Origin of the sequence: Mesorhizobium sp. B3-1-8, from assembly GCF_006439495.1 — a bacterium.
In the GTDB taxonomy this organism is placed as follows: Bacteria; Pseudomonadota; Alphaproteobacteria; order Rhizobiales; family Rhizobiaceae; genus Mesorhizobium.
Genome location: NZ_VFTK01000003.1, coordinates 172,158 through 198,708 on the forward strand (window position 1 = coordinate 172,158; position 26,551 = coordinate 198,708).

23 protein-coding genes and 1 tRNA gene are annotated in these 26,551 nt (G+C 64.0%); 8 read left to right on the plus strand and 16 right to left on the minus strand.

Features of this window, described 5'->3' with window-relative positions; genetic code table 11:
• Positions 1-10 precede the first annotated feature (10 nt).
• Positions 11-1,231 (minus strand): lytic murein transglycosylase, encoded by a 1,221-nt coding sequence (locus FJ424_RS04260; RefSeq protein ID WP_140651502.1) that lies wholly within the window; start codon positions 1,229-1,231, stop codon positions 11-13.
• Positions 1,232-1,471: 240 nt separating this feature from the next.
• On the opposite strand from FJ424_RS04260, the gene galU reads away from it, so the two are divergent.
• Entirely contained in the window at positions 1,472-2,377 is a 906-nt protein-coding gene (gene galU, locus FJ424_RS04265; protein WP_140651504.1) for a UTP--glucose-1-phosphate uridylyltransferase GalU, read from the plus strand.
• 55 nt (positions 2,378-2,432) lie between these two features.
• On the opposite strand, the gene FJ424_RS04270 is transcribed toward galU, so the two are convergent.
• Entirely contained in the window at positions 2,433-4,235 is a 1,803-nt protein-coding gene (locus tag FJ424_RS04270; RefSeq protein WP_140651506.1) for an outer membrane beta-barrel protein, read from the minus strand.
• Between the two features lie 160 nt (positions 4,236-4,395).
• Here FJ424_RS04270 and FJ424_RS04275 point away from each other — a divergent pair, with 160 nt between their 5' ends.
• Entirely contained in the window at positions 4,396-5,397 is a 1,002-nt protein-coding gene (locus tag FJ424_RS04275) for a KpsF/GutQ family sugar-phosphate isomerase (RefSeq protein ID WP_140651508.1), read from the plus strand.
• A 56-nt stretch (positions 5,398-5,453) separates the two neighbouring features.
• On the opposite strand, the gene FJ424_RS04280 is transcribed toward FJ424_RS04275, so the two are convergent.
• The 11 genes from FJ424_RS04280 to FJ424_RS04330 form a co-directional block, all read right to left on the minus strand.
• The gene (locus FJ424_RS04280) at positions 5,454-5,918 is read right to left on the minus strand and encodes an NfeD family protein (protein WP_140651510.1); all 465 of its coding nucleotides are present in this window, start codon (positions 5,916-5,918) and stop codon (positions 5,454-5,456) included.
• 20 nt (positions 5,919-5,938) lie between these two features.
• A complete protein-coding gene (locus FJ424_RS04285) occupies positions 5,939-6,889 on the minus strand; it encodes an SPFH domain-containing protein (protein WP_140651512.1) in 951 nt (316 codons plus the stop codon).
• 239 nt (positions 6,890-7,128) lie between these two features.
• On the minus strand, positions 7,129-8,193 hold the full coding sequence (hemH, locus tag FJ424_RS04290; protein ID WP_140651514.1) for a ferrochelatase: 1,065 nt from the start codon (positions 8,191-8,193) through the stop codon (positions 7,129-7,131).
• Between the two features lie 142 nt (positions 8,194-8,335).
• The gene (locus FJ424_RS04295) at positions 8,336-10,459 is read right to left on the minus strand and encodes a bifunctional UDP-sugar hydrolase/5'-nucleotidase (protein ID WP_140651516.1); all 2,124 of its coding nucleotides are present in this window, start codon (positions 10,457-10,459) and stop codon (positions 8,336-8,338) included.
• 190 nt (positions 10,460-10,649) lie between these two features.
• Positions 10,650-11,027 (minus strand): hypothetical protein, encoded by a 378-nt coding sequence (locus FJ424_RS04300; protein ID WP_140642250.1) that lies wholly within the window; start codon positions 11,025-11,027, stop codon positions 10,650-10,652.
• Positions 11,028-11,113: 86 nt separating this feature from the next.
• Entirely contained in the window at positions 11,114-12,559 is a 1,446-nt protein-coding gene (locus FJ424_RS04305; protein WP_140651517.1) for a homospermidine synthase, read from the minus strand.
• Positions 12,560-12,690: 131 nt separating this feature from the next.
• Positions 12,691-13,626 (minus strand): DUF3445 domain-containing protein, encoded by a 936-nt coding sequence (locus FJ424_RS04310; RefSeq protein WP_140651519.1) that lies wholly within the window; start codon positions 13,624-13,626, stop codon positions 12,691-12,693.
• Positions 13,627-13,666: 40 nt separating this feature from the next.
• Entirely contained in the window at positions 13,667-14,329 is a 663-nt protein-coding gene (locus tag FJ424_RS04315; protein WP_140651521.1) for an aminotransferase class IV family protein, read from the minus strand.
• Positions 14,278-15,423: an aminodeoxychorismate synthase component I gene (locus FJ424_RS04320; RefSeq protein ID WP_140651523.1), complete on the minus strand. Its 1,146-nt coding sequence runs from the start codon at positions 15,421-15,423 to the stop codon at positions 14,278-14,280. Before FJ424_RS04320 ends, FJ424_RS04315 begins: the two co-directional genes overlap by 52 nt.
• Positions 15,424-15,581: 158 nt before the next feature.
• Positions 15,582-16,286 (minus strand): proton-conducting membrane transporter, encoded by a 705-nt coding sequence (locus tag FJ424_RS04325; protein WP_140651525.1) that lies wholly within the window; start codon positions 16,284-16,286, stop codon positions 15,582-15,584.
• Positions 16,287-16,640: 354 nt separating this feature from the next.
• The gene (locus tag FJ424_RS04330) at positions 16,641-18,479 is read right to left on the minus strand and encodes a M3 family oligoendopeptidase (protein ID WP_181181972.1); all 1,839 of its coding nucleotides are present in this window, start codon (positions 18,477-18,479) and stop codon (positions 16,641-16,643) included.
• A gap of 159 nt (positions 18,480-18,638) precedes the next feature.
• On the opposite strand from FJ424_RS04330, the gene FJ424_RS04335 reads away from it, so the two are divergent.
• From FJ424_RS04335 to FJ424_RS33435, 4 genes are all read left to right on the plus strand, one after another.
• The gene (locus FJ424_RS04335; protein WP_140651527.1) at positions 18,639-20,186 is read left to right on the plus strand and encodes a sigma-54 dependent transcriptional regulator; all 1,548 of its coding nucleotides are present in this window, start codon (positions 18,639-18,641) and stop codon (positions 20,184-20,186) included.
• A 377-nt stretch (positions 20,187-20,563) separates the two neighbouring features.
• A complete protein-coding gene (locus tag FJ424_RS04340; protein ID WP_140651528.1) occupies positions 20,564-22,420 on the plus strand; it encodes a DUF882 domain-containing protein in 1,857 nt (618 codons plus the stop codon).
• Between the two features lie 88 nt (positions 22,421-22,508).
• Positions 22,509-22,582 (plus strand) — tRNA-Gln (locus FJ424_RS04345).
• 124 nt (positions 22,583-22,706) lie between these two features.
• Positions 22,707-22,883 (plus strand): hypothetical protein, encoded by a 177-nt coding sequence (locus tag FJ424_RS33435; RefSeq protein ID WP_181167050.1) that lies wholly within the window; start codon positions 22,707-22,709, stop codon positions 22,881-22,883.
• Positions 22,884-22,936: 53 nt separating this feature from the next.
• Here FJ424_RS33435 and FJ424_RS04350 read toward each other — a convergent pair whose 3' ends face one another.
• Entirely contained in the window at positions 22,937-23,830 is an 894-nt protein-coding gene (locus FJ424_RS04350; RefSeq protein ID WP_140651530.1) for an AraC family transcriptional regulator, read from the minus strand.
• 152 nt (positions 23,831-23,982) lie between these two features.
• Here FJ424_RS04350 and FJ424_RS04355 point away from each other — a divergent pair, with 152 nt between their 5' ends.
• The gene (locus FJ424_RS04355) at positions 23,983-24,732 is read left to right on the plus strand and encodes an SDR family oxidoreductase (RefSeq protein WP_140651532.1); all 750 of its coding nucleotides are present in this window, start codon (positions 23,983-23,985) and stop codon (positions 24,730-24,732) included.
• Positions 24,733-24,742: 10 nt separating this feature from the next.
• On the opposite strand, the gene FJ424_RS04360 is transcribed toward FJ424_RS04355, so the two are convergent.
• Entirely contained in the window at positions 24,743-25,381 is a 639-nt protein-coding gene (locus FJ424_RS04360; RefSeq protein ID WP_140651534.1) for a 2-dehydro-3-deoxy-phosphogluconate aldolase, read from the minus strand.
• The gene (locus FJ424_RS33440) at positions 25,378-25,545 is read right to left on the minus strand and encodes a hypothetical protein (RefSeq protein WP_181181973.1); all 168 of its coding nucleotides are present in this window, start codon (positions 25,543-25,545) and stop codon (positions 25,378-25,380) included. The genes FJ424_RS04360 and FJ424_RS33440 overlap by 4 nt, the downstream gene beginning before the upstream one ends.
• Between FJ424_RS33440 and FJ424_RS04365 the strand changes: the two genes are divergently transcribed.
• Positions 25,544-26,461 (plus strand): rhodanese-related sulfurtransferase, encoded by a 918-nt coding sequence (locus tag FJ424_RS04365; RefSeq protein ID WP_140651536.1) that lies wholly within the window; start codon positions 25,544-25,546, stop codon positions 26,459-26,461. The two genes, FJ424_RS33440 and FJ424_RS04365, sit on opposite strands and share 2 nt — an antisense overlap.
• The last annotated feature ends 90 nt before the right edge of the window (positions 26,462-26,551 follow it).

Sequence of the window (26,551 nt, forward strand, 5' to 3'; positions counted from 1 at the left end):
GTGGACGGCTCTACTGCTTGCGGAGCCATTTGAGCACTTCCATGCTCGGATAGCCATCCTGGTTCAAGCCGACCTTGGCCTGATAGGCCATGATGGCGGCTTTCGAGCCATCGCCGATCTTGCCGTCGAACTTGCCGTCATAATAGCCGTGATCTGAAAGCCGCTTCTGCAGTTCCTGTCGTTCCTCGAAGCTGAGCTTGGTGAAAGGCCGCTGCCAGTCCTGCACCAGGCCGTTGCCGCCGGCGATCTCGTCGGCCAGAAGGCCGACGGCCAAAGCGTATTTGTCGGCGTTGTTGTAAGCCTTGATGACCGAGAAATTCCTGATCATCAGGAAGGCGGGGCCGCCCCTGCCGTCCGGTACTTTCAGCGTCGCCTTGTCGGTCAGGTTCTTGAATGGCTTGCCGCTGGCCCGGACGACGCCGAGCGCCTGCCATTGGGCGATCGTCTTTGCGCCGCCGGGCAGCTTGCCGGCTGGTATGGAGACCTCATATCCCCAGGTCTTGCCGGCCTGCCAGCCGTTCTTCTTGAGCAGATTGGCGGACGTCGCCAGCGCGTCGGGGATCGAATTCCAGATGTCACGCTTGCCGTTGCCGTCCATGTCGACCGCATAGCGCTGATAGCTGGTCGGGATGAACTGGGTCTGGCCCATCGCCCCGGCCCAGGAACCCATCAGATGGCTTTCGTCGATGTCGCCGGTCTGCAGGATCTTCAAGGCGGCGATCAGCTGGGTACGGGCATATTTCGAGCGCTTCGGGTCGCCATAGGCGAGCGTCGCCAGCGAACGGATGACGTTGCGCATGATGTCGTCGCGCTTGAGGATCTCGCCATAGTTCGATTCCATCGACCAGATGGCGAGAAGAACATTGCGGTCGACGCCGAACCGCGCCTCGATCCGGTCGAGCCACGGTCTCCATTTCCTCGCCATCGCCTGGCCGTTGGCCACCGACTGGTCATGCACGCGGTTGTCGAAATAGTCCCAGGCGGGCGCGGTGAATTCCGGCTGGGTGCGGGCTTTTTCCAGCACGACCGGGTCGGGCTCGATGCCTCTCATGGACTGATCGTAAACAGCGCCCGAAACGCCGCCCGCCACCGCGGTGGCGCGGAAACCCGAGACCCACTGGCGGAACCCGGCGTCGGCGAAAGCGGGTCCGGCGGGCATCAGCAAGGCCAGCGTGAGACCGGCGGCCGTCACCAGTGCCGTCATGCGCCTCGCGGTGTTGCGAACGGACATCATTTCCTCCTTCGTCAAATCAGGAAGGATCATTCAACGCCGAACCGGGTTAGTATTTAGTTTACCATAGGTGCCGCTGGGAACGAAAAGAGGTGTCGCGGCTTTTAGCTCTCACATTCAACTTTGGCCGTTCGGTAGTCCAACATTCCGGCGTGAAAATGATTCCGGCGTGAAAAAGCGTGGGGGGATTGCGGAGCGCGTCGCCGAGCGGATAATTGGCCGAAACGCAGGGGTGTCAGCATGAAGCGCGTTCGCAAGGCAGTTTTTCCGGTCGCAGGCCTCGGCACGCGGTTTCTTCCAGCCACCAAGGCCATCCCGAAGGAAATGCTGACCGTCGTCGACCGGCCGGTCATCCAATATGTGGTCGACGAGGCGCGCGAAGCCGGCATCGAGCATTTCATCTTCGTGACCGGGCGCAACAAGGCGGTCATCGAGGACCATTTCGACGTCCAGTTCGAGCTGTATGACACGCTGGCTCAGCGCGGCAAGGACGACCAGCTCGCCCGACTGCAGCGGCTCCAGCCAGCGCCGGGACAGACCAGCTTCACGCGCCAGCAGGTGCCGATGGGCCTCGGCCACGCCGTCTGGTGCGCCCGCGAGCTGGTCGGCGACGAACCCTTCGCGCTGCTTTTGCCGGACATGATCATGCAGTCGGAAAAGAGCTGCATGAAGGACATGGTCGAGCTCTATGCCGAGACCGGCAACAACATCATCGCCGTGCAGGAATGCGACCCGTCCGAGGCGCATAAATACGGCATTGTCGGCCGCGGCGAGGATACGCATCACGGCTTCCGCATCACCGGCATGGTGGAGAAGCCGAAGCAGGGCACAGCGCCCTCCAACCTCTACATCAACGGCCGCTACATCCTGCAGCCGGAGATCTTCGGCATCCTGGAAAGCCAGGAACGCGGCGCCGGCAACGAGATCCAGCTGACCGACGCGATGCTGAAGCTGGAGAAAAAGCAGCCCTTCTACGGCTATCACTACAAGGGGCGCACCTTCGACTGCGGCTCGCCGGAAGGTTTCGTCGAGGCCAATGTCGCCTTCGCGCTGTGGCGCAGCGACATGAACGCAAGCATGGCCGGCGTCATCCGCACGCTGCTGGACGAGGTGCAGCCGGTAGAGCGGCGCGGCGCCGCCTCTTAGCCTATGTGAGGCCGGCCTGACCTGAATCTCGACATAGGCTTGGTCGTCACTGCGTTCAGCGCTGGACCTTCAGGCCGAGATAGACGCTGTTGGCCGTGTAGTCGCGTCCAGGCAGGTTGCTGGTCAGCTTCTCCGTTCTCACCCTGGTGGTGACCCCGGCATAGCGGTTCAGCCACCAGGTCAGCCCGGCCTCGGCGCTCAGGATCAAATCGTGGCCGTCGGAGCCGGTGTAATCGCGCCAGTCGAGGCCTAGCGACGAGTTCGCCGTCAGATTGGCGCGGATCTGGCGCTCGCCGGTTAGGCGGCCGGAGTAGAGGATATCGCCGCTCTGGTCTGCCGTCGTGGTGGTCTCTACTTCGGTCTTTCCGGTGAGCCCGATCGTGGTGCCGCGCTCGGGCGACCATTTGAGGTCGGCGTCGATGGACGGCCCGGCGATTGCCGGGAGGCGGCTGTCGTCGAGCGCCTCGCGCAGCCAGCCGACGGAGAATTCGCCCGAAAGCTTGTCGCCCATATCGAGCGCGAGGCCGGCGCGCGCGCCAACTCTCTTCGAGGCGCGGTCGAAGCCGTCGGTGTCGAGGCGCAGATCGTAGACCCGGCGGCCGAGCTCGACTTCCGTGAAGGGCGTCAGCGCCGGCGATATCTGGTAGCCGGTGCGCAAGGTTGCCGTGTAGAGCGTGTTGTCCTGATCCTTCTGCGACAGTGTGGTGCCGTCGGTGAGCTCGGCGTCGCCATAGAAGTCGTGCGAGACCGCGCCGGTCAGCGTGTAACGCATCTTGCCGACATCCTTTTCGATGCCGAGGCTGCCGTCCACCGTCTGGCGCAACGGCTGGTGGTCGACGCCGGCGACAGCATCCGGCGCGGAGGCCGATTCGGGTGCGGCTTCGTAGCCCAGCTTGGCGATGGCGCGCAGCTCGTTGTCGAGATCGACATTGAGCTGGCCTTCGATGCGGCCTTGCGCATCGTTGATCTTTTCGCCCGAGACGCTGTTGCGGAACTGGCCGTAGCCGGTGATCAAGGCTGAATTCTCGCGCCAGTCGGAGGTCGCGGTGAAACGCAGCGCGGTCTCGGACAGAACCGCCGATTTGCCGGTGCTGCTGGAATCGGCGTTGGAGGTGGCGGTGAAGCCTTGCTCGAGCGTCGGCCGGAAGACAAAGGTGCCGACCTTGACACCGGGAGCGGCGAAGGGATCGTCCTCCGGCTTGACCTTCTGGCCTTCGATGGATGCGGTGCGCTCCTGGCCCGGGTCGAGCTTCTGCTTGTCGACACTGTCGATGGTGACGGCACGGCGGTTGCTGCCGTCGTCCTCAGTCGCTGCAGCGTCAGTCTGGTCGCCGGTGGCGGTGGTCGCGGCGGTGGTCGTGCCGTCGGTAGCCTCGCCCGCCTTCTTCTTGGTCTTCTTCTTGTCGGCGGTCTTGGTGTTCGACTTGGCGTCAGCCTTGGCGTCCTGGGCACGCTGAGCAGCCGTCGAGGGCCGGCGGGGTTTTGCCGGCGCCTTCGTGTCGGCCAATGGATCGTCTGTTGCCTGCGACTGGTCGAAGATGCTGTCTGTCGCGCCCGCCGTCTGATCGTCATCGGGAACGGCGCCTGGGCTCGACGGCTGGTAGGTCGTCGGTGCCGTGTCCGGGACAGCCGCGGCCGCCGGCGGGGTCTGATCCAGCGACCCTTGTGCCCTCAACTGCCTGGCCTTGCGCTGCTGGTCGGCGAGTATGGCCGATTCGGAGACCTCGCCGCGCAGCTCGGTTTCCTGCGAAAATGCCGGCGCGGGACGCAGCAAGGCAAGCGCGCTTGCCGTCAGCAGCAGTGCCGCAACGGCAATGCCCCTTCGACCGATTTTCGTTTCAGACTGGCCCCCGGACATCGTCACCACTGCTTGCGCGGCGCGGTTGCGCCATACTTACCGAACCGTAAATGCGGATGGTTAACGGAGGGTTGAGACAGCCGCCTTGGAGCCGCCCGGATCGGCAGGCCGCGGCAATTCTGTTGGACAGGGACGCGGCAAAGCGCTAATCGCTTGCGCCATGCATGCGGGGTCCCCAGAGAGAAAGCAGCCGGACAAGCAGGCCGCGATCGAATCGGCGCTGAGAACGGTGGCGACGGAGCAGACCGGCGTGGCGGCCCTGGCCGCCGCGCTCGCAAATGGGCTGACCGAGCCCTTTGCCGCCGCGATCGACCTGATCTCGCGGATCGAGGGCCGCGTCATCGTCACCGGCGTCGGCAAGAGCGGCCATATCGGCGCAAAGATCGCCGCGACGCTTGCCTCGACCGGCACGCCAGCCTTTTTCGTCCATCCCGCCGAGGCCAATCACGGCGATCTCGGCATGATCGCCAAGGACGACGCCATCATCGCCATGTCGTGGTCGGGCGAAAGCAAGGAATTGATGGGCATCGTCGCCTATTCGAGGCGTTTTTCCATCCCGCTGATCGCCATTACTTCCGGCGAGAGCTCGGCGCTGGCGCGTGCGGCCGATGTGGTTTTGCTGCTGCCGGTCGTGCCCGAGGCTTGTCCGCACGGGTTGGCACCGACGACGTCGACGCTTCTCCAACTCGTGCTGGGCGACGCGTTGGCCATCGCTCTGCTCGAAGCGCGGGGCTTCACGCCGGATCACTTCCGAGCCTTGCACCCCGGCGGGCAGCTTGGCGCCAACCTGACCCTGGTGTCGGAGATCATGCGGACCGGCGATCAGGTTCCGCTCGCCCTGCTCGGCACCAAGATGCCGGAAGCGGTGATGACGCTGTCGCAGAAGAAAGTCGGGTGCGTCTGCATCGTCGATGCGAGCGGCAAACTGGTCGGGATCGTCACCGACGGCGACGTTGCACGCAATCTGCATCGCAATCTGGCCGACGTGACCGTCGATGAGGTCATGACCCGCACGCCCAAGACGATCGATCCGCAGACGCTGGCGGGCACGGCGATCGCCATGCTCAACGAGCACAATATCGGCGCGCTGGTCGTGACCAAAGACAAAATGCCGGTGGGCGTGGTTCATTTCCACGACCTGCTGCGCATTGGCGCAGCCTAGCCACGCACTTTTCCTGGAATTGCCTTAGTCTCAGCCCGTCCGATACCTGTCTCGGTTCAGGCCGCCTCGACCGTCAGCTCAAGGTCGGTGTCGGCGGCGCCGACAACGCGCACTTGCGTGCCCGCGGGCAGGTCAGGGCCCGAAACGCGCCACAGCGTGTCGCCGAGCTTGATGCGCCCGCGGCCGTCCTTGATCGGCTCGGCCAGCGTCGCCAGCTTGCCCACCATCTGCGCGCCGCGGCGGTTGAGCAGTGGCTGGTCGGCATCGTCGTGGCGGCCGGCCATCAGTTTCTTGCCGACGAAAGCCGATATCAGCGACAGGATCAGGAACGCCAGCACCTGCACGTGCCAGGTCCAGAAAGCGGCGTCCCATATCGCCAGCGACGCCGCGCCGACGATGAGCGCGGCGATGCCGATCCACAGCATGAAGACGCCCGGCGCGACGATCTCCATCACCAGGAGCACGAAGCCCAGAACCATCCAGTTCCACGGGCCGAGTTCGGAAACGATACGGTCGAACATGGGAGCAGCCTCCTATGATCTCAGTTTTCGTTCGGCCGAACCAGCGGCGGGCGTGCTGCCTGCCGCTGCGCCCCAGCCGTACCTTCACTCCTGAAAACTTCCTTGGCGATCTCGCCGATGCCGCCGAGCGTTCCGATCAGCGACGAGGCCTCCAGCGGCATCAGCACGATCTTGCTGTTCGTAGCCGAGCCGATCCTGGTCAGCGCCTCGGTGTATTTCTGGGCGATGAAGTAGTTGAGCGCCTGGACGTCGCCCTTGGCGATGGCTTCCGACACGACCTGCGTCGCCTTGGCCTCCGCTTCGGCCGAGCGCTCGCGCGCCTCGGCGTCGCGGAAGGCTGCTTCCCTGCGGCCCTCGGCCTCGAGGATCTGCGACTGCTTGAGGCCTTCGGCGGCCAGGATCTGGGCGCGCTTATTGCGCTCGGCCGTCATCTGGCGGCCCATCGATTCGATGAGATTGGCCGGCGGATTGATGTCCTTGATCTCGACGCGGGTGATCTTGATGCCCCACGGATGCGCCGCCTCGTCGACGACACGCAACAGGCGCTCGTTGATGGCGTCGCGGTTGGACAGCAATTCGTCGAGGTCCATCGAGCCCATGACGGTACGGATGTTGGTCATGGTCAGATTGAGAATGGCGTTCTGCAGCCCGGCCACCTGATAAGCGGCCTGCGCGGCATTGAGTATCTGGTAGAAGGCGATGCCGTCGACACCGACGATGGCGTTGTCGCGGGTGATGATCTCCTGCGTCGGCACATCGAGCACCTGCTCCATCATGTTCATCTTGGCGCCGACGCGCTCGAAGATCGGATTGATGATGTTCAGGCCAGGCGTCAGCGTCTTGGTGTACCGGCCAAAGCGTTCCACCGTGTAATTGTAACCTTGCGGCACCGTCTTGATGCCTTTGAAAAGAAGGATGATAACCAGGAAAACAAGAACGACGATGGCAATATCGAAACCGCTGAAGCCCATTTCGTATCTCCCTCAATAGGCACCGACTTCACGGAATCACTTAAGTGTGTTTCCGCAACGTTACAATCAGGTGATCGCTAATATTGGTTAGCGGAGGCTTTTGCGCACCGGTTTCAAGCTAAAGCGCGTCGCGCTGAAACGGATTCAGTCGACACGCTTTAAGTCTTTGCCTTGATGCATGTCGTTGTCCCAGAACCGCTGCACACTTCTGGGCGACATGCATTAGTCGGTGAAGCCGGTCACACCCAGCCGGAAAGCTCGCGCCGCGCCAGCGCTTCGATGACCGCCATGCCCTCGGCGCTGTCGTTGAGGCAGGGGATATGGGCGAAGTTCTTGCCGCCGGCGTGATGGAAGGTTTCGGCCGCCTCGCGGCCGATCTCGTCCAGCGTCTCGATGCAATCGACGGAAAAGCCGGGATTGACGATGGCGATCGATTTCACGCCGTCCTTGGCCAGTTTCTCGACGGTGACATCGGTATAGGGCTGCAGCCATTCCTGCGCGCCGAAACGCGACTGGAAGGTGGTGATGAGCTTGTTCTCGTCCCAGCCGAGGCGCGCGCGCAGCAGCCTTGTCGTTTCCAGGCAATGCGCCCCGTACGGATCGCCCTTGTCGGAATAGGGTTTGGGGATGCCGTGATAGGAGGTGATCACCACCTCAGGTTCGAAATCGAGCGTTGCGATGTGCTTCTCAATCGAGCGGGCGAGCGCCTCGATATAGACGGGCTCGTCGTAATAGGGCGGTACGCTGCGGATTGCCGGCGCATGCCGGATCTTCATCAGCGCGCGAAACAGCTGGTCGTTCGCGGTCGCCGTCGTCGTCGCCGAATATTGCGGGTAGAGGGGGAAGGAAAGGATGCGCTCGCAGCCTTGCGCGACCAGCTTTTGCGCGACGCTGGCCGTCGAGGGGTTGCCGTAGCGCATCGCCCAGTCGACCGTCACGTTGGGCAAGTCGGCCAGCGCAGCGGCCAGCTTCTGACCTTGAGCGCGGGTGAAAGTGCGTAGCGGCGACTCGTTCATCTCCCGGTTCCAGATACGCGCGTAGTTGGCGCCGGATTTTTTCGGCCTTGTGGTCAGCACGAGGCCGTAGAGGATCGGATACCAGATCGCCTTGTTGAGCTCGATGACGCGCGGATCGGAGAGGAACTCGCGCAGGTAGCGCCACATCGGCTTGAAATCGGTGCCGTCGGGCGTGCCGAGATTGACCAGCATGATGCCGATCTTGCCCGTCCTGGCTGGCGGAGCGCCCGCCAGCGGCGGGCCGGGGACCTTCGCGGTTCTGGCATCGGTGGGGCTGGCAAGCGTCATGAACAGTCTCCGGTAGCGCCGCGAAACTAGCGATGCCCTGCCGGTTTTCAATGCTGCGTCTGGCCGCACTTTATCGCGTTTGGCACCCGAAAAGGAACACCCGCCCGTTTCCGGGCGGGTGCCATGAATTCCGGGTGGCCGCTTACTTCGCGGCCGGCGGAATGGTCAGCGTCGCGCCGAGCGGCAGGCGACGCGGCTTATAATCCTTGTTGGCTTCGGAGATAAGCTTCCACCGGGTGGCGTCGCCATAGGCTTTCTTGGCCAGGTCCCAATAGGTGTCGCCGGCGGCGACGGTGTGGCTGGTCTCAGCCGGCTTGGTTTCAGCGGGCGCCGCGGCCGCCGGCTTGGCCGTCTCGGCGGCTGGGGCGGGAGCAGGCGTCGCCGGAGCGGTTTCAGCCGGCTTCGTCCCTTCCGGTGCCGGAGGGGCCTCGGTCGAGACACTCGGCGGCGTGCCGGCGATGTCACTGGAACTGGAAGGCAAAGCCGGCATTGCCGGTTCGCTCGCGGCCGGCGCGGTCTCGGCCGATTTTGCTGCTTCGGCTGCCGGCGGCTGGGTCGTGGCTGCAGGAGCGGCCTCAGCCGGCTTTGCCGGTTCTGCCGCCGGTGCGGCAGGCGCCGTCTCGGCTGGTTTTGCCGGCTCGGCCGCCGCGGTCGCCCCCGCAATTTCGGTGATGCGGCCGTCAAGCTTCGGCGTGTAGGGCTGATGCGCGCTGAGATAGTCGGCCACTACCTGCTCCAGGCCGGGGCCGTAGTCATAGGCATCCGTGGCCTTGTCGGCGAAAACCTTGTAACCGTCGCCGCCCTGGCGGACGTAGTTGTTGGTGGCCACGAGGTACTGCTTGTCGGGATTGATCGGCGTCCAGGCACCGTTCTCCATCACCTCGACCGATTTGACGCGGCCGGCATTGGGCGCGACCGATCTGTCGAAGGAATATTTGATGCCGGCAACCTGCGGGAAGCGGCCGGCACCGTCCTCGATCTGGCTGAGGCCGCTTTCGAGGCCCGCGACCAGGTCCTTGCCCGAGATCTTGAACGTCGCCAGCGTGTTCTGGAACGGCAGCACGGTCAGCACCTCGCCCATGGTCACCGTGCCCTGGTCGATCGAGGCGCGCAGGCCGCCGCCGTTCGAGATGACGATTTCGACGCCCTGGCCCTTGGTGCGGTCGAGAATGGCGTCGGAGACGAGATTGCCCATCTCGCATTCGCGCGCGCGGCAATTCTCGCGGCTGCCGTCGATCGCCTTGGTGGTCTCGGCCACCTCCTTGTTCTTCAGCGCCTCGATCGGCGCCCCGAGTTCCTTGATGCGGGCCAGCACGGCCGGATCGGGGGTGATCGACTTGTCGAGATAGATCGGGTCGCCGCTGGCCTCCTTGACGACGCCGTTGTCGTCGAACACGACCTTGAACTCGCCGAGATATTTTGAATAGGACGCCGCCTGCACCACCGGCACCTTATAGCCGTCGGGGTTGTCGACCATCGTCGGATAGGGGCCCGCCGCCTTCGGATCGGTGTTCGACAGGAGCGTGTGGCTGTGGCCGCCGACCACCACGTCGATACCGGGGATTTTCGCTATGACGTCGCGCTCGCGCCTATAGCCGATATGGGTGACGGCGATGATCTTGTTGACACCCTCTCCCTTCAGTTTCTCGACTTCGGCGGTGATCGCCTTGACGTCGTCCGTTATGGCGATGTTCGGCCCGGGCGAGGCGAGTTCCGGCGTGTCGTTGGTGACGGCGCCGACGATGCCGATCTTCTGGCCGCCGACCTCGACGACGATCGACGGCTTGATCTTGCCCGCGGCGCCGGACTTGTCGTTGGGCACGACATTGGCGCTGACGATCGGGAATTTCGCCTTGTCGAGGAACGGCACCAGCGCGGTCTCGCCGTCGTCGAACTCATGGTTGCCGAGCGTTACCGCGTCGGGCTTGATCTGATTGAGGAACTCCTCTTCCACCGCACCCTTGTAGGTGGTGTAGAACAGCGATCCCTGGAAGTTGTCGCCTGCGTTGAGCAGCAGCACGTTCTGGCCTTCGAGCTTCTTGCGCTGCTCAGCAATCGCGGTGATCAGCCGGCCGGCGCCGCCGATGCATTCGCCCTTGGTCTCCTCGTCGGCGGAACAGGTCGACTCGTATTTGTTGTTGCCTTCGATGCGGCTGTGCCAATCGTTGAAATGCAGGATGTTCAGCGTGTAGTCGGCAAAAGATACGCCAGCCGACAGGCCGAGCGTCGAAGCGGACAGGGCCAGGATCGCGGCAATCTTCTTCATCTTCGTCTCCCGGATAAGCTGACTTCGAATATGCTTAACGCCCTCGCTTGACTGGAAAATAACAGTCAACCTTGGGCCATGTTCACATCGGGGTCCGGTCGATGCAAGCACAAATCAGGAAGTGTTTTGCCGGCACAAAAAAGGACGGCGACTTGCGCCGCCGTCCCTGTCAGCCGAAGATTTGCGAACCTCAAGCCCGGCGCGTCAGCACGAAATTCTGGCCGCTGGCGCTGGTGCAGTTGAGCTGGCTGGTGGAGATCATCAGGCAGTTGAAGCTGACCGGCGTCTGGCGGATCAACGAGGTGCCGTGGATCTCGACCGAGGTCGCGCCAGTCATGGTGTAGCTGCCTTCCGACAGCTTCTGGCCAGTGTCGGTGGCGACGGTGGTGAAGCTGCCAGCCATGAAGGTCGACAGGCCGGTGCCCTTGGCGTCGATCCAGTTGCCCTCGACACCCTTCGGCGCCGCCGCCATCGAAGGCTGGTCCGAGGGACCGGTGGTGGTGCAGGCGGCCGCAGCCAGAAGGCTTGCCGCGGCGCCTGCCGAAAGCAGTTTGCGCGCAATGGTCATTTTTGAAAATCCTCTCCTCAGTCCGCATCCTTCAATCGCCCGATTTCCGGGCGATTGCAAGGCGGTGGCTCCGGTCAGTCCCGGCGCTATCGGACCAGAATGTTGCGGAACTGCCACGGATCGTCCTTGTCCAGGTCCTCCGGGAAGAGTCCCGGCCGATTGTCCAGCGGCGTCCAGTCAGTGTAGTAGCCCCTGACCGGCCCGAGATAAGGCGACTGCACTTCGAGGCAACGCCGGTAGTTCATCTCGTCGGCCTCCACGATACCAGCGGTCGGGTTCTCCAGCGCCCAGACCATGCCGGCGAGCACCGCCGAGGTGACCTGCAGGCCGGTGGCGTTCTGGTAGGGGGCGAGCTTGCGCGCCTCGGCCAGCGACAGCTGCGAGCCGTACCAGTAGGCGTTCTTGTCATGGCCGTAGAGCAGCACGCCGAGCTCGTCGACGCCGTCGACCAGCTCGTTTTCGTCGAGCACGTGGTGAACCGGCTGCGGCTTGCCGGCGGCGCCGAACATCTCGTCCAGCGACAGCAAGGCGTCGTTGCAGGGATGGTAGGCGTAGTGACAAGTCGGGCGGTATTGAAGCTTGCCCTTCTTCGAGCGCACGGTGAAGAAATCGGCGATCGAGATCGCCTCGTTATGCGTCACCAAGAGGCCGTATTGCGCGCCCGTCGTCGGGCACCAGGAGCGCACGCGCGTGTTGGCGCCTGGCTGTTCCAGATAGATCGCCGCCTTGGAGCCGTGCTTGTGCTTCTTGCCATTCTTCGGCATCCACTTCTCATGCGTGCCCCAGCCGAGCTCGGCCGGCTGCAGGCCCTCCGAGATGAAGCCTTCGACCGACCAGGTGTTCCAGAACACGTTCATCGGCTTTGGCTTCTTGGTGCGCTGGGTGTCGCGCTCGGCGATATGGATGCCCTTGACGCCAGCCTTCTTCATCAGCCTGGCCCAAGCCTCGCGATCTTCCTGCGCGGGCTCCGAAAACTCGAGACCGAGATCGGTGGCGAGGTTGACCAGCGCCTTCTTGACCAACCACGAGACCATGCCGGGATTGGCGCCGCAGGTGGAGACCGCCGTCGGGCCGCCGGGCTTGTCCTGCTTTTCCTGGATCATCGCCTCGCGCAGCGCATAGTTGGTGCGGCTGGCATTGTCGGCCTCGGCGTCGAAATAGAAGCCGAGCCACGGCTCGACGACGGTATCGATGTAGAGCACGCCGAGCTTGCGGCACAATTTCATCAGGTCCACCGAGCCGGTGTCGACGGACAGGTTGACGCAAAAGCCCTGGCCGCCACCATTGGTCAGAAGCGGCGTCAGCAGCTTCTTGTAATTCTTCTCGGTCACCGCTTCCTGGACGAAGGCGATGCCGCGCTCGTCGAGCAGCTTGCGGTCGATGTCGCGCGGATCGACGACCGTCATGCGCGACTTGTCGAACTTGAAATGGCGTTCGATCAGCGGCAGCGTTCCCCGCCCGATCGAACCGAAGCCGATCATCACGACGGGACCGGTGATTTCACCGTAAACGGGCCAGTTTTCATTCGCCATTTTTTCGCACACTCCTTCAAACACGCGCAAAACCGGGCATTTTTCGCCCGACGGCCAAGCCGTACACCACAGATCATTGTCATAAACCAGCGAAAAGCGCCAATCGCGGGTAAGCCGGTTTGGCGGCGTGGTTAAGCCGATCCGGCGATACCGTTGAGGAATGCAACCAGCCGGTCGCGGTCGGCGGTCAGGCCCTTGTAGTCGAGTTGTTCCTGGTCGAGGGCCAGGAGCTGCTCCACGAAGGATGCAGCCAGCGTTGCCCGGTCCGGATGGGCATCGAGCACCTTGAGCGGATCGAGATGGATGCGGATGGTGAACAAGATGTCGCTTGAGACAGGCAGCTTGCGCAGCGTCTGACGCTCGACGCGCATGAAGGCATGAGCGTTGATGTCGCCGTCCGCGAATCGCGTCGGGCGGTTGGTGGCACGGTCGATGCGCTGGATATTCGAGAGCGGATGGTAGAGTGCGTCGCCGGCCTGGATCGACCAGTTGAAGCGCTCGACCGCTTGGCCCTGCAGGCCGTCGAACATCCGGTTGATGAGCTCGGCCGGCCGCGTGCCGGGTCCGAATCCAGGCACCGGCGCATGGATTTCCTGCAACGGCTTGCCGAATTTTTCCTGGAGCGACCAGGACGAAGGGAAGCAGAGCGAACCGGCGGCGAGCCGCCAGCCGCGCTCGTCGCGGCGCATCAGGATCAGGTCTTCCTGGACGAGCAGGGATGCTCTTGCAAGCGGCGCCTCGCGCAGGGCAGGAGGCAGCCGGTCGGTCGCGCTTGCGAGGCCGATGACCTCGACATCCGAGCCGGCGCCGAAATGGGTGCGCGGGTGTTTCGCGATGAGATGCGGGCTGAGCAGGGCCAGCACTTCGCTTTGCGCGTCGCGGGTGTCGGCCTCCTCGACAAAGACCTTTTCGGGGATATCGGCATAGAGCCGCTGCTTTTCGGCGAGGTGCGGGAGAAGGAATTCGTCGACCTCGATCCAGCGCTCGATTTCGAGCGGCTTCAGCCCGATCGTGAAGAGTTTCGAAGACCCATCATAGGGCGTATGGGTCGGCTGGCGAATTGTCATGTCCGCTTGGCTTCTATCCAGTTCCTGTCTCCTGGCTCAATCAGCCCAGTTGCGCCGGGATCAGCCCGCGCAGCGAATTGCCGACGAGGATCGCCTTCGCCGCCTTCAGGTCGTCGAAGCTGTATATCGCTTCCACGGCGCGGCCTTCGTCCAGAAGCTGGCCGCGCAATATTCCAGGCAAAAGGCCGCAGTCGAGGCGGGGCGTGGCGAGCGGGCCGGTGCCGAAATCGGCGAAGAAATTGGTGATCGTGCCCTCGCAGAGTTCGCCGCGCTCGTTGGCCAAAAGCACCTCGTCGGCGCGGGTCGCGAGATATTCGGCGCGTGCCTGCGTGTAAATCTGGCGCCGGCTCGTCTTGTGGCGCAGCAGCGTGTCGCCGGAATCGAGACGGATACGTGCCAACTGCAGCCGCCAGACCTTGTCCGCCGGCAGCGGTTCGTAGGCTTGAGCCGCGGCCGTCGCTTCGCCATTTCGCTGCAAGGCAAGGCGCACGCGTAAGGCAGTTCCGTGCCCGCCAACGGTGTTCGACAGCACTTCGCCGATCCGTTCGGGATCGCAGGCGAAGCCGAGTTCGGCGGCGGATGCATAAAGCCTAGCAAGATGGCGCTCGAAGCGCAGGAAGCCGGAACCAGGCTCCCAGCGCATGGTCTCGATCAGTTCGAAGCCGGCACCGTTCCCGTCGCGAAGCGCGCTTTCAACAGACACTCCCGATATTCCTCCTCGGCGGTCGAATCGAAGACGACGCCGCCGCCGACATTGTAGACGGCCTCGCCATCGGCAAAGAGCGAGATGGTGCGGATCGCCACCGAAAACCGCATCCTGCCGCCGGGCGCGATCCAGCCGATGGCGCCGCAATAGACGTCTCGCGGTGCGTCTTCCAGCTCGTGCAGGATTTCCATGGCGCGGATCTTCGGCGCGCCGGTGATCGAGCCGCAGGGGAAGAGCGCGGCGAAGACCTGGCGGATGCCGATGCCGGGCAAAAGCCGCGCCCGCACGCGGCTTACCATCTGGTGCACAGTCGGATAGGTCTCGATGCGGAACAGTTCCGGTACGTCCAGCGTGCCGACTTCGCTGATCAGCGAGATGTCGTTGCGCAAAAGGTCGACGATCATCCGGTTCTCGGCCTGGTTCTTCTCGTCATTGCGCAGGAAGGCCTTCAGCCGCGCGTCCTCGGCCTTGGTCGCGCCGCGTGGCGCGGTGCCCTTCATCGGGTGTGTCTCGATCATGCCGTCGGCATCGATCTCGAAGAACAATTCGGGCGAGCGCGACAGGACGATCGGATCGCCGAGCGAGACCAGCGCGCCGTATTTGACCGGCTGGCGTTCCGTCAGCGCGTCGAAGGCCGCAAGCGGATCGCCGGACCATTGCGCATGAACCGGGAAGGTGAGGTTGCCCTGGTAGCAATCGCCCTTGCGGATGTGGTCGTGGAGGCGTGCGAAGCGGCCGGCATAGTCCTCGGCGGACCATGTTGCCCTGGCATCGAAGATCGGGCCGTTGCTGGCTGACGCCTGCATTTGCGGCACCGCCTGCTCGACCGGCGCATCGAAGACGCCAAGGCAGACCAGCGGCGCGCGGCGGCCCTCGGGCAGCAGCGGCACCAGTTTCGGCTCGAGCAGGTAACCGGCTTCGTAGGAGAAATAGCCCGCCAGCCATTTGCCGGCGTCCGATGCGGCCTGCGCCCTTTCAAGCGCGGGCATGAACTCTTCCGCGGCCTGCGCGACGATGATCTCGCGCGGCCGGTCGAAGACCAGCTGACGAGCGGTCGCGTCGTTGCGAAAAAGGGCTGCAGGCAGGGACATAAGCCTCGAATGCGTACAAAAAGCGCCGTCGACCGCTCTATATGGGGGGCCGGCGGGGCGCAATCGAGGGAGCGGCGTCCGGCGGCGCAAAGGTGGCTGGCCCAAAACAAAGACGGCGCCCGTAAGGACGCCGCCTTGCTGCCAACTAGGCAGGTTGCTCAGGTGTTGCTTGCGGTTCCGGCCGTCGGGAACTGGTGGGCGAATTCGGCCTCGTTGCCGGCGGCCAGCAATTTCGCCTGCTCGATCCATTTTTCGCGCGCGATGCGGCCGTCGAAATTGAGCACTTCCTCGATGCGTTTGACGTCGGCGGCGGTCCAGGCGGCGATCTCGGCATAGGTGGTGACGCCCAGGCCTTTGAGCAGCCTTTCGTTGACCGGGCCGATGCCGATGAGGCGGCGCAGATTGTCGGCCTTGCCGGTCGCGGCCTGCGGCGCTGCCGCCTTCTTTGCCGCGGGTGCTGCCGCCTTCTTCGGCGCGGCGGCTTTGGCCGCCGGCTTCGGTGCCGCTGCAGTCTTCGTTGCGGCCGGCTTCTTTGCAGCGGCGGGCTTTGTGGGCCCGGCCTTTGCCGCCGCCGATGTCGCGGTCATCAGCGCTGCCGGCGCCGGCGTCGCGGCCTTATCGGCGCCGGCCTTCGCGGAAGGCGCGTCGCGCAGCCGGCTTTCGAGGTCGGCGCGGGCACGGCCGCAGGCGTCGAGCTCGCCCTTCAACCGATCGCTGTCGGCGCGCAGCCTGTCGCGCTCGCCTCGCTTGCGGTCGAGATCTCCGCGCAGACTGTCGAGTTCGCCGCGCAGGCGGCCCCAGATGAACCAGCCAACCAGGATACCCACAACGAACGCCAGGAGCATGTAGAAGAAAGTGCTCATTTCCCTCTCCAGTCCGATCTGTCGGCCGAGGCCCGGAAAGGCGAGCGCACGCCAAGGATCGTCAAAGGTTCCGTGGTCGGCGGAACCGCCGGCTTCAATCGAGCCATCGGCGTTCGGCCTTGTCCGGGCCGACGGCCATCATCGCATTCGCCGTGGCGTAGCGACAGGCCATCTCTGGCCCGCGATGCGTGCGGCTGAGCTTGAGGCCGGACGCTATCATATGGCTTGTCGAAAGCCAGTTGAAAAAATGCCCCGGAGAGTTTATTCAAGAGCAGCTATTTAGGGCAAGAATAGACCCTTGCTAATATGCATCCCGGCTAAACTATTACGACCGATGCCGCGCCGTAGTTGTCGTCAACTGTCGAGCGCTTCCAATTCGTCGATCAGCGAACCGATCACGCCGAGGCCGATCTGCCAGAATGCGGGATCGGTGGCGTCGAGGCCGAAGGGCGCAAGAAGCTCGGAGTGATGCTTCGTGCCGCCGGCGCGCAGCATCTCGAAATACTTCTCCTGAAATCCGCGCTCGGCATTCTGGTAGACGGCATAGAGCGAATTCACCAGGCAATCGCCGAAAGCATAGGCATAGACGTAGAAGGGCGAGTGGATGAAATGCGGGATATAGGTCCAGAAGACCTCGTATCCCTCGCGCAGCTTGATCGCCGGCCCCAGGCTCTCGGCCTGCACTTCCAGCCAGAATTCGCCGAGCCTGTCCGAGGTCAGCTCGCCGTTCTTGCGTTCGGCATGCACCTTGCGCTCGAACTCGTAGAAGGCGATCTGGCGCACGACTGTGTTGATCATGTCCTCGACCTTCTGGGCGAGCATGGCCTTGCGCTCGCGCTTGTCGCCGGTCTGCTCGAGCAGCGAACGGAAGGTCAGCATCTCGCCGAAGACGGAGGCGGTTTCGGCCAGCGTCAGCGGCGTCGAGGCCATCAGCGCGCCCTGGCCGGCGGCCAGCACCTGGTGCACGCCATGGCCGAGCTCATGCGCCAGCGTCATCACATCGCGCGGCTTGCCCATGTAGTTGAGCAGCACATAGGGATGCGCCGACGGCACCGTCGGGTGGGCGAAGGCGCCTGGGGACTTGCCGGGCCGCACCGGCGCATCGATCCATCTGCGATCGAAAAAGCCGCGGGCGATTTCGGCCATGTCCGGCGAGAAGCGCTGGTACGCGGAGAGCACCGTGTCCCTGGCGTCGTCCCAGCTGATCACCGCCTGCGGCGTTTCCGGCAGGGGCGCGTTGCGGTCCCAATGGTTCATCACCTCCATGCCGAGCCAGCGCGCCTTCATCGCGTAATAGCGATGCGACAGCCGCGGATAGGCCTCGCGCACAGCCGCGGCCAGCGCATCGACCACATCGCGCTCGACACGGTTGGCGAGGTGGCGCGAGTCGGCGATATCCTGGAAGCCGCGCCAGCGGTCGGAGATTTCCTTGTCCTTGGCCAAAGTGTTGGTGATGAGCGTGAAGGTGCGCAGGTTCTTGCGGAACGTGGCGGCCAGCGCCTCGGAGGCGCGGCGGCGCACCTCGCCGTTCGAATCCTGCAGCCGGTTCAGCGCCGGCTCGAGTGTCAGTTCCTCGCCCTCGACGTCGAAGCGCAGGTCGGTCATCGTCTCGTCGAACAGGCGGTTCCAGGCGCCGCGCCCGGTGACCGACTTTTCGTGGAACAACTGCTCGACGCGGTCCTCGAGCTGGTAGGGTTTGTCCTTCCTGAGGTCGAGCACCCAAGGCCGGTAGTGGCCGAAGGCCTTGTCGGCGGCCAAAGCGCTTTCGATCGCCGCATCGTCGATCAGGTTGAGTTCGAGCGCGAAGAACAGGAGATGCGCGCTGGCGTCCGTCATCTTTTCCTGGACGTCGCCATAGAGCTTGGCGCGCTGCGGATCGGCCGTGTTGCCGGCATAGACGAGGCCGGCATACGAAACGATGCGGCCGATCAGTTCCTCGAGCGCCTCATAGGCCTTGAGCGCCTCGCCCAGCCGGCCGGCGGCGCCGCGCCCGGCTTCCGCGGCCAGCGTACCCTTCCAGCGGGTCTCGAAGGCGATGGCGTCGCTGGCCGCCTTGGCGATGTCGCGCTTCAACTCCGGCGCTTCCATGCCGGAATAGAGATCGGCGAGATTCCACTCCGGCAGGTCGCCGAGCTCCGCCGCGCCCTGTCCGGACGACGCCGCCGCAAGCCGCTGACCAAACATCATGCGCATCAACAATACCTTTTTTGAACCAAGGGGCCAGAATCAAAGGGAAAGGAGAAGCCGGTCAAATCCTAAGGAATTCGTTCACCGGGTTTTTTGAAACCTTATTTAGAACCCTGTGCCAAGATGATCCACGAGGATTTTCTCGGGCGGACAACTCAAACAGTCATGACAGGTTCCATACTCATAGTCGATGACGATCCGGTGCAGCGCAGGCTGGTCGAGGCCGCGTTGACCAAGTTCGGCCACAGCGCGATCGTCACGGATAGCGGCGAGGCCGGCCTCGACGCGCTCGATGGCCCGAACGCGCGCGAGGTCTCCGTCGTCATTCTCGATCTCGTCATGCCCGGCCTCGACGGCATCGGCGTGCTGAAGGCGATGCGCGAGCGCGCCATCAACATTCCCGTCATCGTGCAGACGGCCCAAGGCGGCATCGAGACCGTCGTCTCGGCGATGCGGCATGGCGCCTTTGACTTCGTCGTCAAGCCGGCGTCGCCCGACAGGCTGCAGACCGCGATCTCCAACGCGCTCAAGGTGGAAGCCGTCGAGGACGAGATGAAGCGCGCGTCGCGGCGGCGCGGCGGCGGCCATCTCACCTTCAAGGACATGATCACGCGCAGCCCGGCAATGGACCGGGTGATACGCCTTGGGCAGAAAGCGGCGGCCTCCAACATCCCGATCCTGATCGAGGGCGAATCCGGCGTCGGCAAGGAACTGGTGGCGCGCGCCATCCAGGGCAGCGGCGACCGCCGCTCGAAACCGTTCGTCACCGTCAATTGCGGCGCCATCCCTGACAATCTCGTCGAATCGATCCTGTTCGGCCACGAGAAGGGTTCCTTCACCGGCGCCACCGACAAGCACACCGGCAAATTCGTCGAGGCGAACTCCGGCACGCTGTTCCTCGACGAGATCGGCGATCTGCCGCTCGACGTCCAGGTCAAACTGCTGCGCGCCGTGCAGGAAGGCGAGGTCGACCCGGTCGGCGGCCGCTCGACCGTCAAGGTCGATATAAGGCTGATCTCGGCCACGCACCGGAACCTCCTGCAGCAGGTCAAGGACGGCAAGTTCCGCGAGGACCTGTTCTACCGGCTGAACGTCTACCCGATCTTCGTGCCGCCACTGCGCGACCGCCGCGACGACATTCCCTACCTTGTCCGGCATTTCATGGAAAAGGTCGCGCCGACCGATTCGCGCCGCCGCCTTGCCGGCATATCGGCCACGGCGCTTGCCATGCTGCAGGCCTATGACTGGCCCGGCAATATCCGCCAGCTGGAAAATGCGGTCTTCCGCGCGTCGGTGCTTGCCGAGGGGGATGTGCTGACCGAGGAGGAGTTCCCGCAGATCCGGGCGCAGGTGGAAGGCACGGTCAATCTCGAAGCGGAACCGGCATCCGCAGTCGCCGAAACGATTGCGGACGCGTCCCGGCAAGCGGATGAGACCGCTGCCGATGCAATGGGGGCTGGCTTGCCCGATGGCGAGGCGCCAGCCAGGCCGCAGCCGCGTTTCGGGACGCTTCGCGCGCTTGACGAGCGCGGCAATGTGCGGGCGCTGGCCGACGTGGAGCTCGAGATGATCAAGCTTGCGATCGACCACTACAACGGCCAGATGAGCGAAGTCGCCCGCCGGTTGGGCATCGGTCGCTCAACGCTCTACCGCAAGTTGAAGGAATATGGCATTGACCCCGAAGCCGGCCGCGTCGACCGGCTTGCCTCATGACAGGCAAGCCTCGAACCAGCTTGCTTGCCTAAAATCCGAGTCAAATTGTCGCTTTTGACGTGAAAACACAGGGTTTTCAGCGGTTGGCGTTGCCGAGGATCACGCATTAACGCTAACGGTAACAGATCGTGTTCTGGCCGAGGCGGATTCTTGATCTAAACCAGCGGTTTACCACGAAATGCTGTGCATAATTTTTGACGGGATATCGCCACGGTGTTACCGCATTTCGGCTTCAATAAACGATGATTAACCATTAGGATCGATATTCGGATGTGAAAACCACGCATCCGTTTGGTCAAATCCGGGGACAAACGGCAGCCTGAAAGCCATTTGATTTGAACAAAATCGAACGACGCAAAAACGGGCGGCATTTACACATGAGCGTCTGGCCGAGGTGGCTGACATTCGTGATTTTGGCCGTCGGGTTCCTGTCTGTGGTGACGTCGGGCGCCAGGGCCGAAGTGCGTACGCTCAAGCTCTATCACCTGCACACGCATGAGAAGGCCGAGATCGTCTACAAGCGCAATGGCCGCTACGATCCGGAAGGCCTGCGCAAGATCAACATCATTCTGCGCGACTGGCGCCGCAACGAGCCGACCAAGATGGATCCGCGGCTGCTCGATCTCGTCTGGGAAGCCTATCGCGAAAGCGGCGCGACCGACTATATCCAAGTGGTCTGTGGCTATCGTTCGCCGTCAACCAACGCGCTGTTGCGTTCGCGCAGCCGCGGCGTCGCCGAGAAGAGCCAGCACATGCTGGGTAAGGCGATGGATTTCTACATTCCCGGCGTGCCGCTGAAGAAACTGCGCAACATCGGCCTCAAGATGCAGGGCGGCGGCGTCGGCTATTACCCGACTTCCGGCTCGCCATTCGTGCATATGGATGTCGGCAACGTGCGCCATTGGCCGGGCATCAGCCGCCAGGAACTGGTCAGCCTGTTCCCGAACGGCAAGACGCTGCATGTGCCGAGCGACGGACGCCCGTTGCCCGGATATGAGCAAGCAGTGGCAGCGTATCAGGCGCGTAAGGGCGCCGGCACCCCGAACATCGAACTGGCCAGCGCGGGCGGCTCGACCAAGCGCTCCGGCGGCCTTTTTGCCTGGTTCGGCGGCGGCGCCGACGAGGCCGATGACGACGCCGACGAAAGTGCCCCGGCGCCTCAGCGGAAAGCCGTGAAGCAGGTCCAGGTCGCCGGCGCCGCCACGGCACGCGACAGCAATCTTCCGGGCATCGCGATTGTCGCCCCGAAGGATGCCAAGCGCGCCAACATCCCGCAGATCGCGGATGACAGCGCCGACGATTCGCAGCAGCCGCAGCAGGATACGCCGGAGACGATCATCGCCGCCCTGCCGCCCAAGGAAATCCCGCTGCCCGACTTCGCGCCGCGTCCGAAGGTCGATGTCGGCCAGCAGACGCCGCAGAACGTGCCGTTCGCCACGGCGGATGCCTCGGCGACGACGGAGCAGGCGGTTGCGACGGCCCAGGCGCCCGTGCCGGACAAGGTTCCGTTCGGCACAGCCAGCGCCGCGGAGGTCGCGAGCACCGATCCGGCGCAGGTGGCGGTCAACAACATCCCGCTGCCGACCTGGCGTCCTGACCGCTCGGCGCCGGCGGAACTCGCGCCGAAGGACAAGAACGTGCTTCTGGCGCTGGCCGAAACCGCTTCGCAGGACAAGAGCGCGACCGACGCGTTCTCGGTGCTGCCGACGGCACGGCCGCAGCCCGGCAAGCAGGATGAGGTGAAAGCCGTTCTCGAACAGGCCAATGCAACCGTCGGGGCCGATGGCGGCGGCGCCGAATACCAGCTCGCGTCGCTGACCGAACCGGAACCGCGCTCCGCGTTCAACGATCCGTCGGGCGTCGATGCGGCCTCGCCGCGCCAGGCCATCGCCGCGCTCCCGGCCGGGGCCGATCCGGCGCAGGCGATCGGCGCCGGCGTGAAGACGACGGCCAAGGAAGGCAGGGCGTCCGCCCACGATCTGAAGCCCGGGCCCAAGGCCATGGTGGTGGCGACGCCGCCGCAAGCCGCGCGCTGGGCGCTGGGCAGCGGCGTCAACATCGCCTCGGTTTCCGACCCGACGACAGCGCCGCGCTATGCCTACAACATCGTGCATACGCCGCCGAGCGAAGTGTATACGGCCGGCTTCCAGGCGGATGGCGGGGTGCCGGACGCAAGCCGGTTCACCGGCAACGCGGTGAAGTTCCTCTCGGTCGCGCGCTTCCAAACGAAATAGCGACCCCGCCAGACACCAGAAAGCCGCGTTGGAGGACAACGCGGCTTTTCGTTTTTCATCCTCGAAGGCCTATTTGACCACCCGATCTTCCCGCTTCGTCTAATGGTAGGACAGCGCCCTTTGAAGGCGTGAATCGTGGTTCGAATCCATGAGCGGGAACCAGACATGGCAATGCTCGGTAGGCGTTCGGTGTGCGCATCTTCACGCCAGGCTAAACTTACCGTGAGGTTGGAGCGCCGCGCCCAATGATGGGTTAAAAGGGGTTCGTTCCAAACTGGGGATATTCATGAAGAAGATTGTATTGGCGTCAGTTCTGGCGCTGGCCGCGGCTTCGGCTGTCGTCGCTCCCTCGCAAGCCGAAACCGTGATCGTCAAGACCGGACGACATCATTGCGTGACCAAGCTGGTGACGCATTGGCGCCACCACCACAAGGTGGTCGAGAAGGTCAGGGTCTGCAGATAGTTGCGTTTGCAAGACTAATCCCGGCCGGCGCAAGCCGGCCGGTCTTTTAGTGCTCAGTCAATTTCCAGCGTGGGCGCTTCGCCCCTGGCCAGGAGCCGCGCGGCGTCGCGCGCGGGCGGCAATCCGAACTGGCGCGCATATTCGCGGCTGAACTGCGAGGCGCTTTCGTAGCCGACGGTGAAGGCGATATGCGCGGCGCTGCCCGGTTGCGCGATCAGCAGATGGCGCGCCTCCAGAAGGCGGAGCTGCTTTTGATACTGGATCGGGCTCATCGCCGTCGCCGCCTTGAAGTGGCGATGAAAGGCGGCGTTGCTCATATGCGACAGCTCGGCCAGTTGCGTCACATCGATCGGTTCGTTGTAGTGCGCGCGGATCCAGGCGGTGGCGCGGCGGATTTGCGAAAGGCGGCCATCGGCACGGGCGAGCTGACGCAGCTTCTCGCCCTGCGGGCCTTGCAGGAGCCTGAACGCGATCTCCCGTTCGAGCATGGGCGCGAGAACAGGAATCTCGGCTGGTTTGTCGAGCAGCCGCAGCATTCGGCGCCATGCGTCGAGCAGCAAGTCATCGAGCTGATTGGTCACGAAGCTATCGCCGTCGATCGCCGGCTTGTGGTCGATGAGCAGGCCGGCGATCAGCTCGGTATCCAGCGAGAAGGCGATGGCCAGGTAAGGCTGTGCGACGCTCGCCTCGAGCAACTGGCTGGTCGCGGGTGTTTCAACCGCATAGACGAAATAGCTGCCGGCGCCGTAGGCAAGCGTGCGGTCGCCGATCAGGACCGTTTTGGTTCCCTGCAAGACAAACAGCGTGGTCGGCTGGCAAAGCTCCGGCAGCGGCGGCGTCGGCACCTCGCTGCGGCCGATGGTGACGCGCGGAATGGCCGTCTTCGTCCGCCGTCCGCGCGCATGTCGGCTGGCGAGTGCGATCAATTCCTGAAGCTCTTCATTCATCGTTTCAGCATTGCCGATCCATGCAAGCCGCGCAACCAAGTGACTCGGAGCCGCGCATCCAGTTGAGAGGATTAGGCAAGAGGACGCGAGGATCCGGCGCGCGAAGCAGGTCGGTTGACGCCAAATCTAGGTCGCCAAGAAGGAGACCTGGAATGACGACGCAAAAGAATGCGCTGGTGACCGGCGCCAACAAAGGTATTGGGCTCGAGGCCGCCAGGCGGCTGGCGGCACTGGATTACAAAGTGTGGCTCGGCGCTCGCGATGCCGCGCGTGGCGAGGCCGCGGCGCAAACGCTGCGCGGCGAAGGGTTCGACGTCGAGTGGCTCGAGCTCGACGTCATCAGCGACGACAGCGTGGCGGCCGCGGTCAAGACAGTCGCCGCGCAGGCGCCCGGCCTGGACGTGCTGGTCAACAATGCCGGCATTGCGCCCGGCTATGTCGATGCGCTTGGCCCGGACGGCCGCTATGAACGGCCGCCGAGCCGCGAGAGTGTCGCGGAGATGAAAGCCACCTATGATGTCAACGTCTTCGGTCCGGTGCGGGTCACCCAGGCGTTCCTGCCGCTGCTCAAGGCGGCGCCCGCTGCACGGATCGTCATGGTGAGCAGCTATCTCGGATCGCTGGCGCGCGCGGCCGGCAACAGCCAGTCGCCCAACGTTATGGGCTATGGCAGTTCGAAGACCGCGCTCAACGCGGTAACACTGGCCTTGGCGCGAGAGCTTGCGCCACGTGGCATCATGGTCAACGCCGCCGCTCCCGGCTACACCGCGACGGACCTCAATGCGCACAGAGGCGGGCGCACGGTGCAGCAGGCGGCCGAGATCATCGTGCGGCTGGCGACGCTGGAGCCGGGCGGACCGACCGGCGGCTATTTCGATGAGAACGGCGCGCTGCCCTGGTGAGGGCGCTGATTTACTTCTTGAGCTTGCTCGCCTCACGCGCCAGCGCTTCGATCTCGTCCCACTTGCCGGCCTTGATGAGATCGTCGGGCGCCACCCAGGAGCCGCCGACGCAGATGACGTTGGACAGGCTCAGATAGTCGGCGGCGTTCCTGGCCGTTATGCCGCCGGTCGGGCAGAATTTCACGTCGGCGAGCGGCGAAGCGAAAGCCTTCAGCGAAGCGATGCCGCCGGACTGCTCGGCCGGGAAGAATTTCAGGAAGCGCAAGCCGGCTTCGCGCGCGGCCATGATCTCGCCGGGCGTGATGGCGCCGGGCAGCAGCGGCACGGGGCTGCCCTTGGCTGCGTCGAGAAGCTGGCTGGTGATGCCGGGACTGACGATGAATTTCGAGCCGGCGCGGGCTGCTTCATCGAACTGCTTGGCATCGAGGATGGTGCCGGCGCCGACGATCGCCTCTTCGACCTCGGCAGCGACGCGGCGGATCGCTTCCAGCGCGTCGGCGGTGCGCAGCGTGATCTCGATCGCCGGCAGGCCACCGCGCGAAAGGGCGCGAGCGAGCGGCACCGCGTCCGCGACATTGGCGATCTTCAGCACCGGGATGACCGGTTGACCGTTGAGAAGCGACAGGAGCTTTTCGGTCTTGCTGGTCATTTGCTGGTCTCCATTTCGATCGATTTCAACCGATTAGCAGAAGGCATTTGCCAAGTCCACGAAGGCAGGCGTGTCGCGATGCCGCGCAGCGGATCGCCGTCGGCCCTTTGAGCCTTGAAACCGCTTTCACCACGGTCTAGTGGCATGACCATGACAACAGCCATGGAAATTCAGCCAGTCCGCGTCGCGGCGCTTTACAAATTCGCGCCGCTCGATGGACACGAGGCTCTGTGCGCGCCACTCGCCGCCTTCTGTTGCGGGCGCGGCATCAAGGGCACGTTGCTTCTGGCGCATGAAGGCATCAACGGCACCATCGCCGGCAGCGAGGAGGCGATCGCCGCGCTGATGTGTCACCTCGAGGCCATCGAAGGCCTTGCCGGACTGGAAGTCAAATACAGCAGCGCCGCCGAAATGCCGTTCCACCGCATGAAGGTGCGGTTGAAGCGCGAGATCGTCACCATGGGCGTCGAGGATATCGATCCGGCGGCGAGCGCAGGCACCTATGTCGCGCCGGCCGACTGGAACGCGCTGATTTCCGATGCCGATACCTTGGTGATCGACACGCGCAACGCCTATGAAGTTTCGCTCGGCACTTTCCAGGGCGCGGTCGATCCCAGGACCACCAGCTTCCGCGAATTCCCGGCCTGGGTCGAGCAGCACCGTGGAGAGCTCGAAGGCCGCAAGGTGGCGATGTTCTGCACCGGCGGCATTCGCTGCGAGAAGGCGACGGCCTATGTGAAGTCGCTCGGCCTCAAAAACGTCTTTCATCTCAAGGGCGGCATCCTGAAATATCTGGAAGACGTCCCGGCCGAGGAGAGCCTCTGGCAAGGCGAATGTTTCGTGTTTGACGAACGGGTGTCCGTCTCGCATGGTCTCGCTGAGGGCGAAGCCGAACTCTGCCGCGCCTGTCGGCACCCGCTGACGGTCGAGGACAGGTTGTCGCCGAAATACGTGCTCGGCGTTTCATGCCCGCATTGCTTCGAAACGCGGTCCGATGCGGATCGCGAGCGCTACGCCGAACGCCATCGTCAGGTCGAACTTGCGCAAGCGCGCGGCGGCAAGCGCCATATCGGAAGCTAGAGCCACACGCCCTTGCGCGTAAAACTCGCCTCGTCATTGTAATGTCAATGCGCGGGGCCTACCTCTTGCCGGTCCGAAACCGTGCCCGCG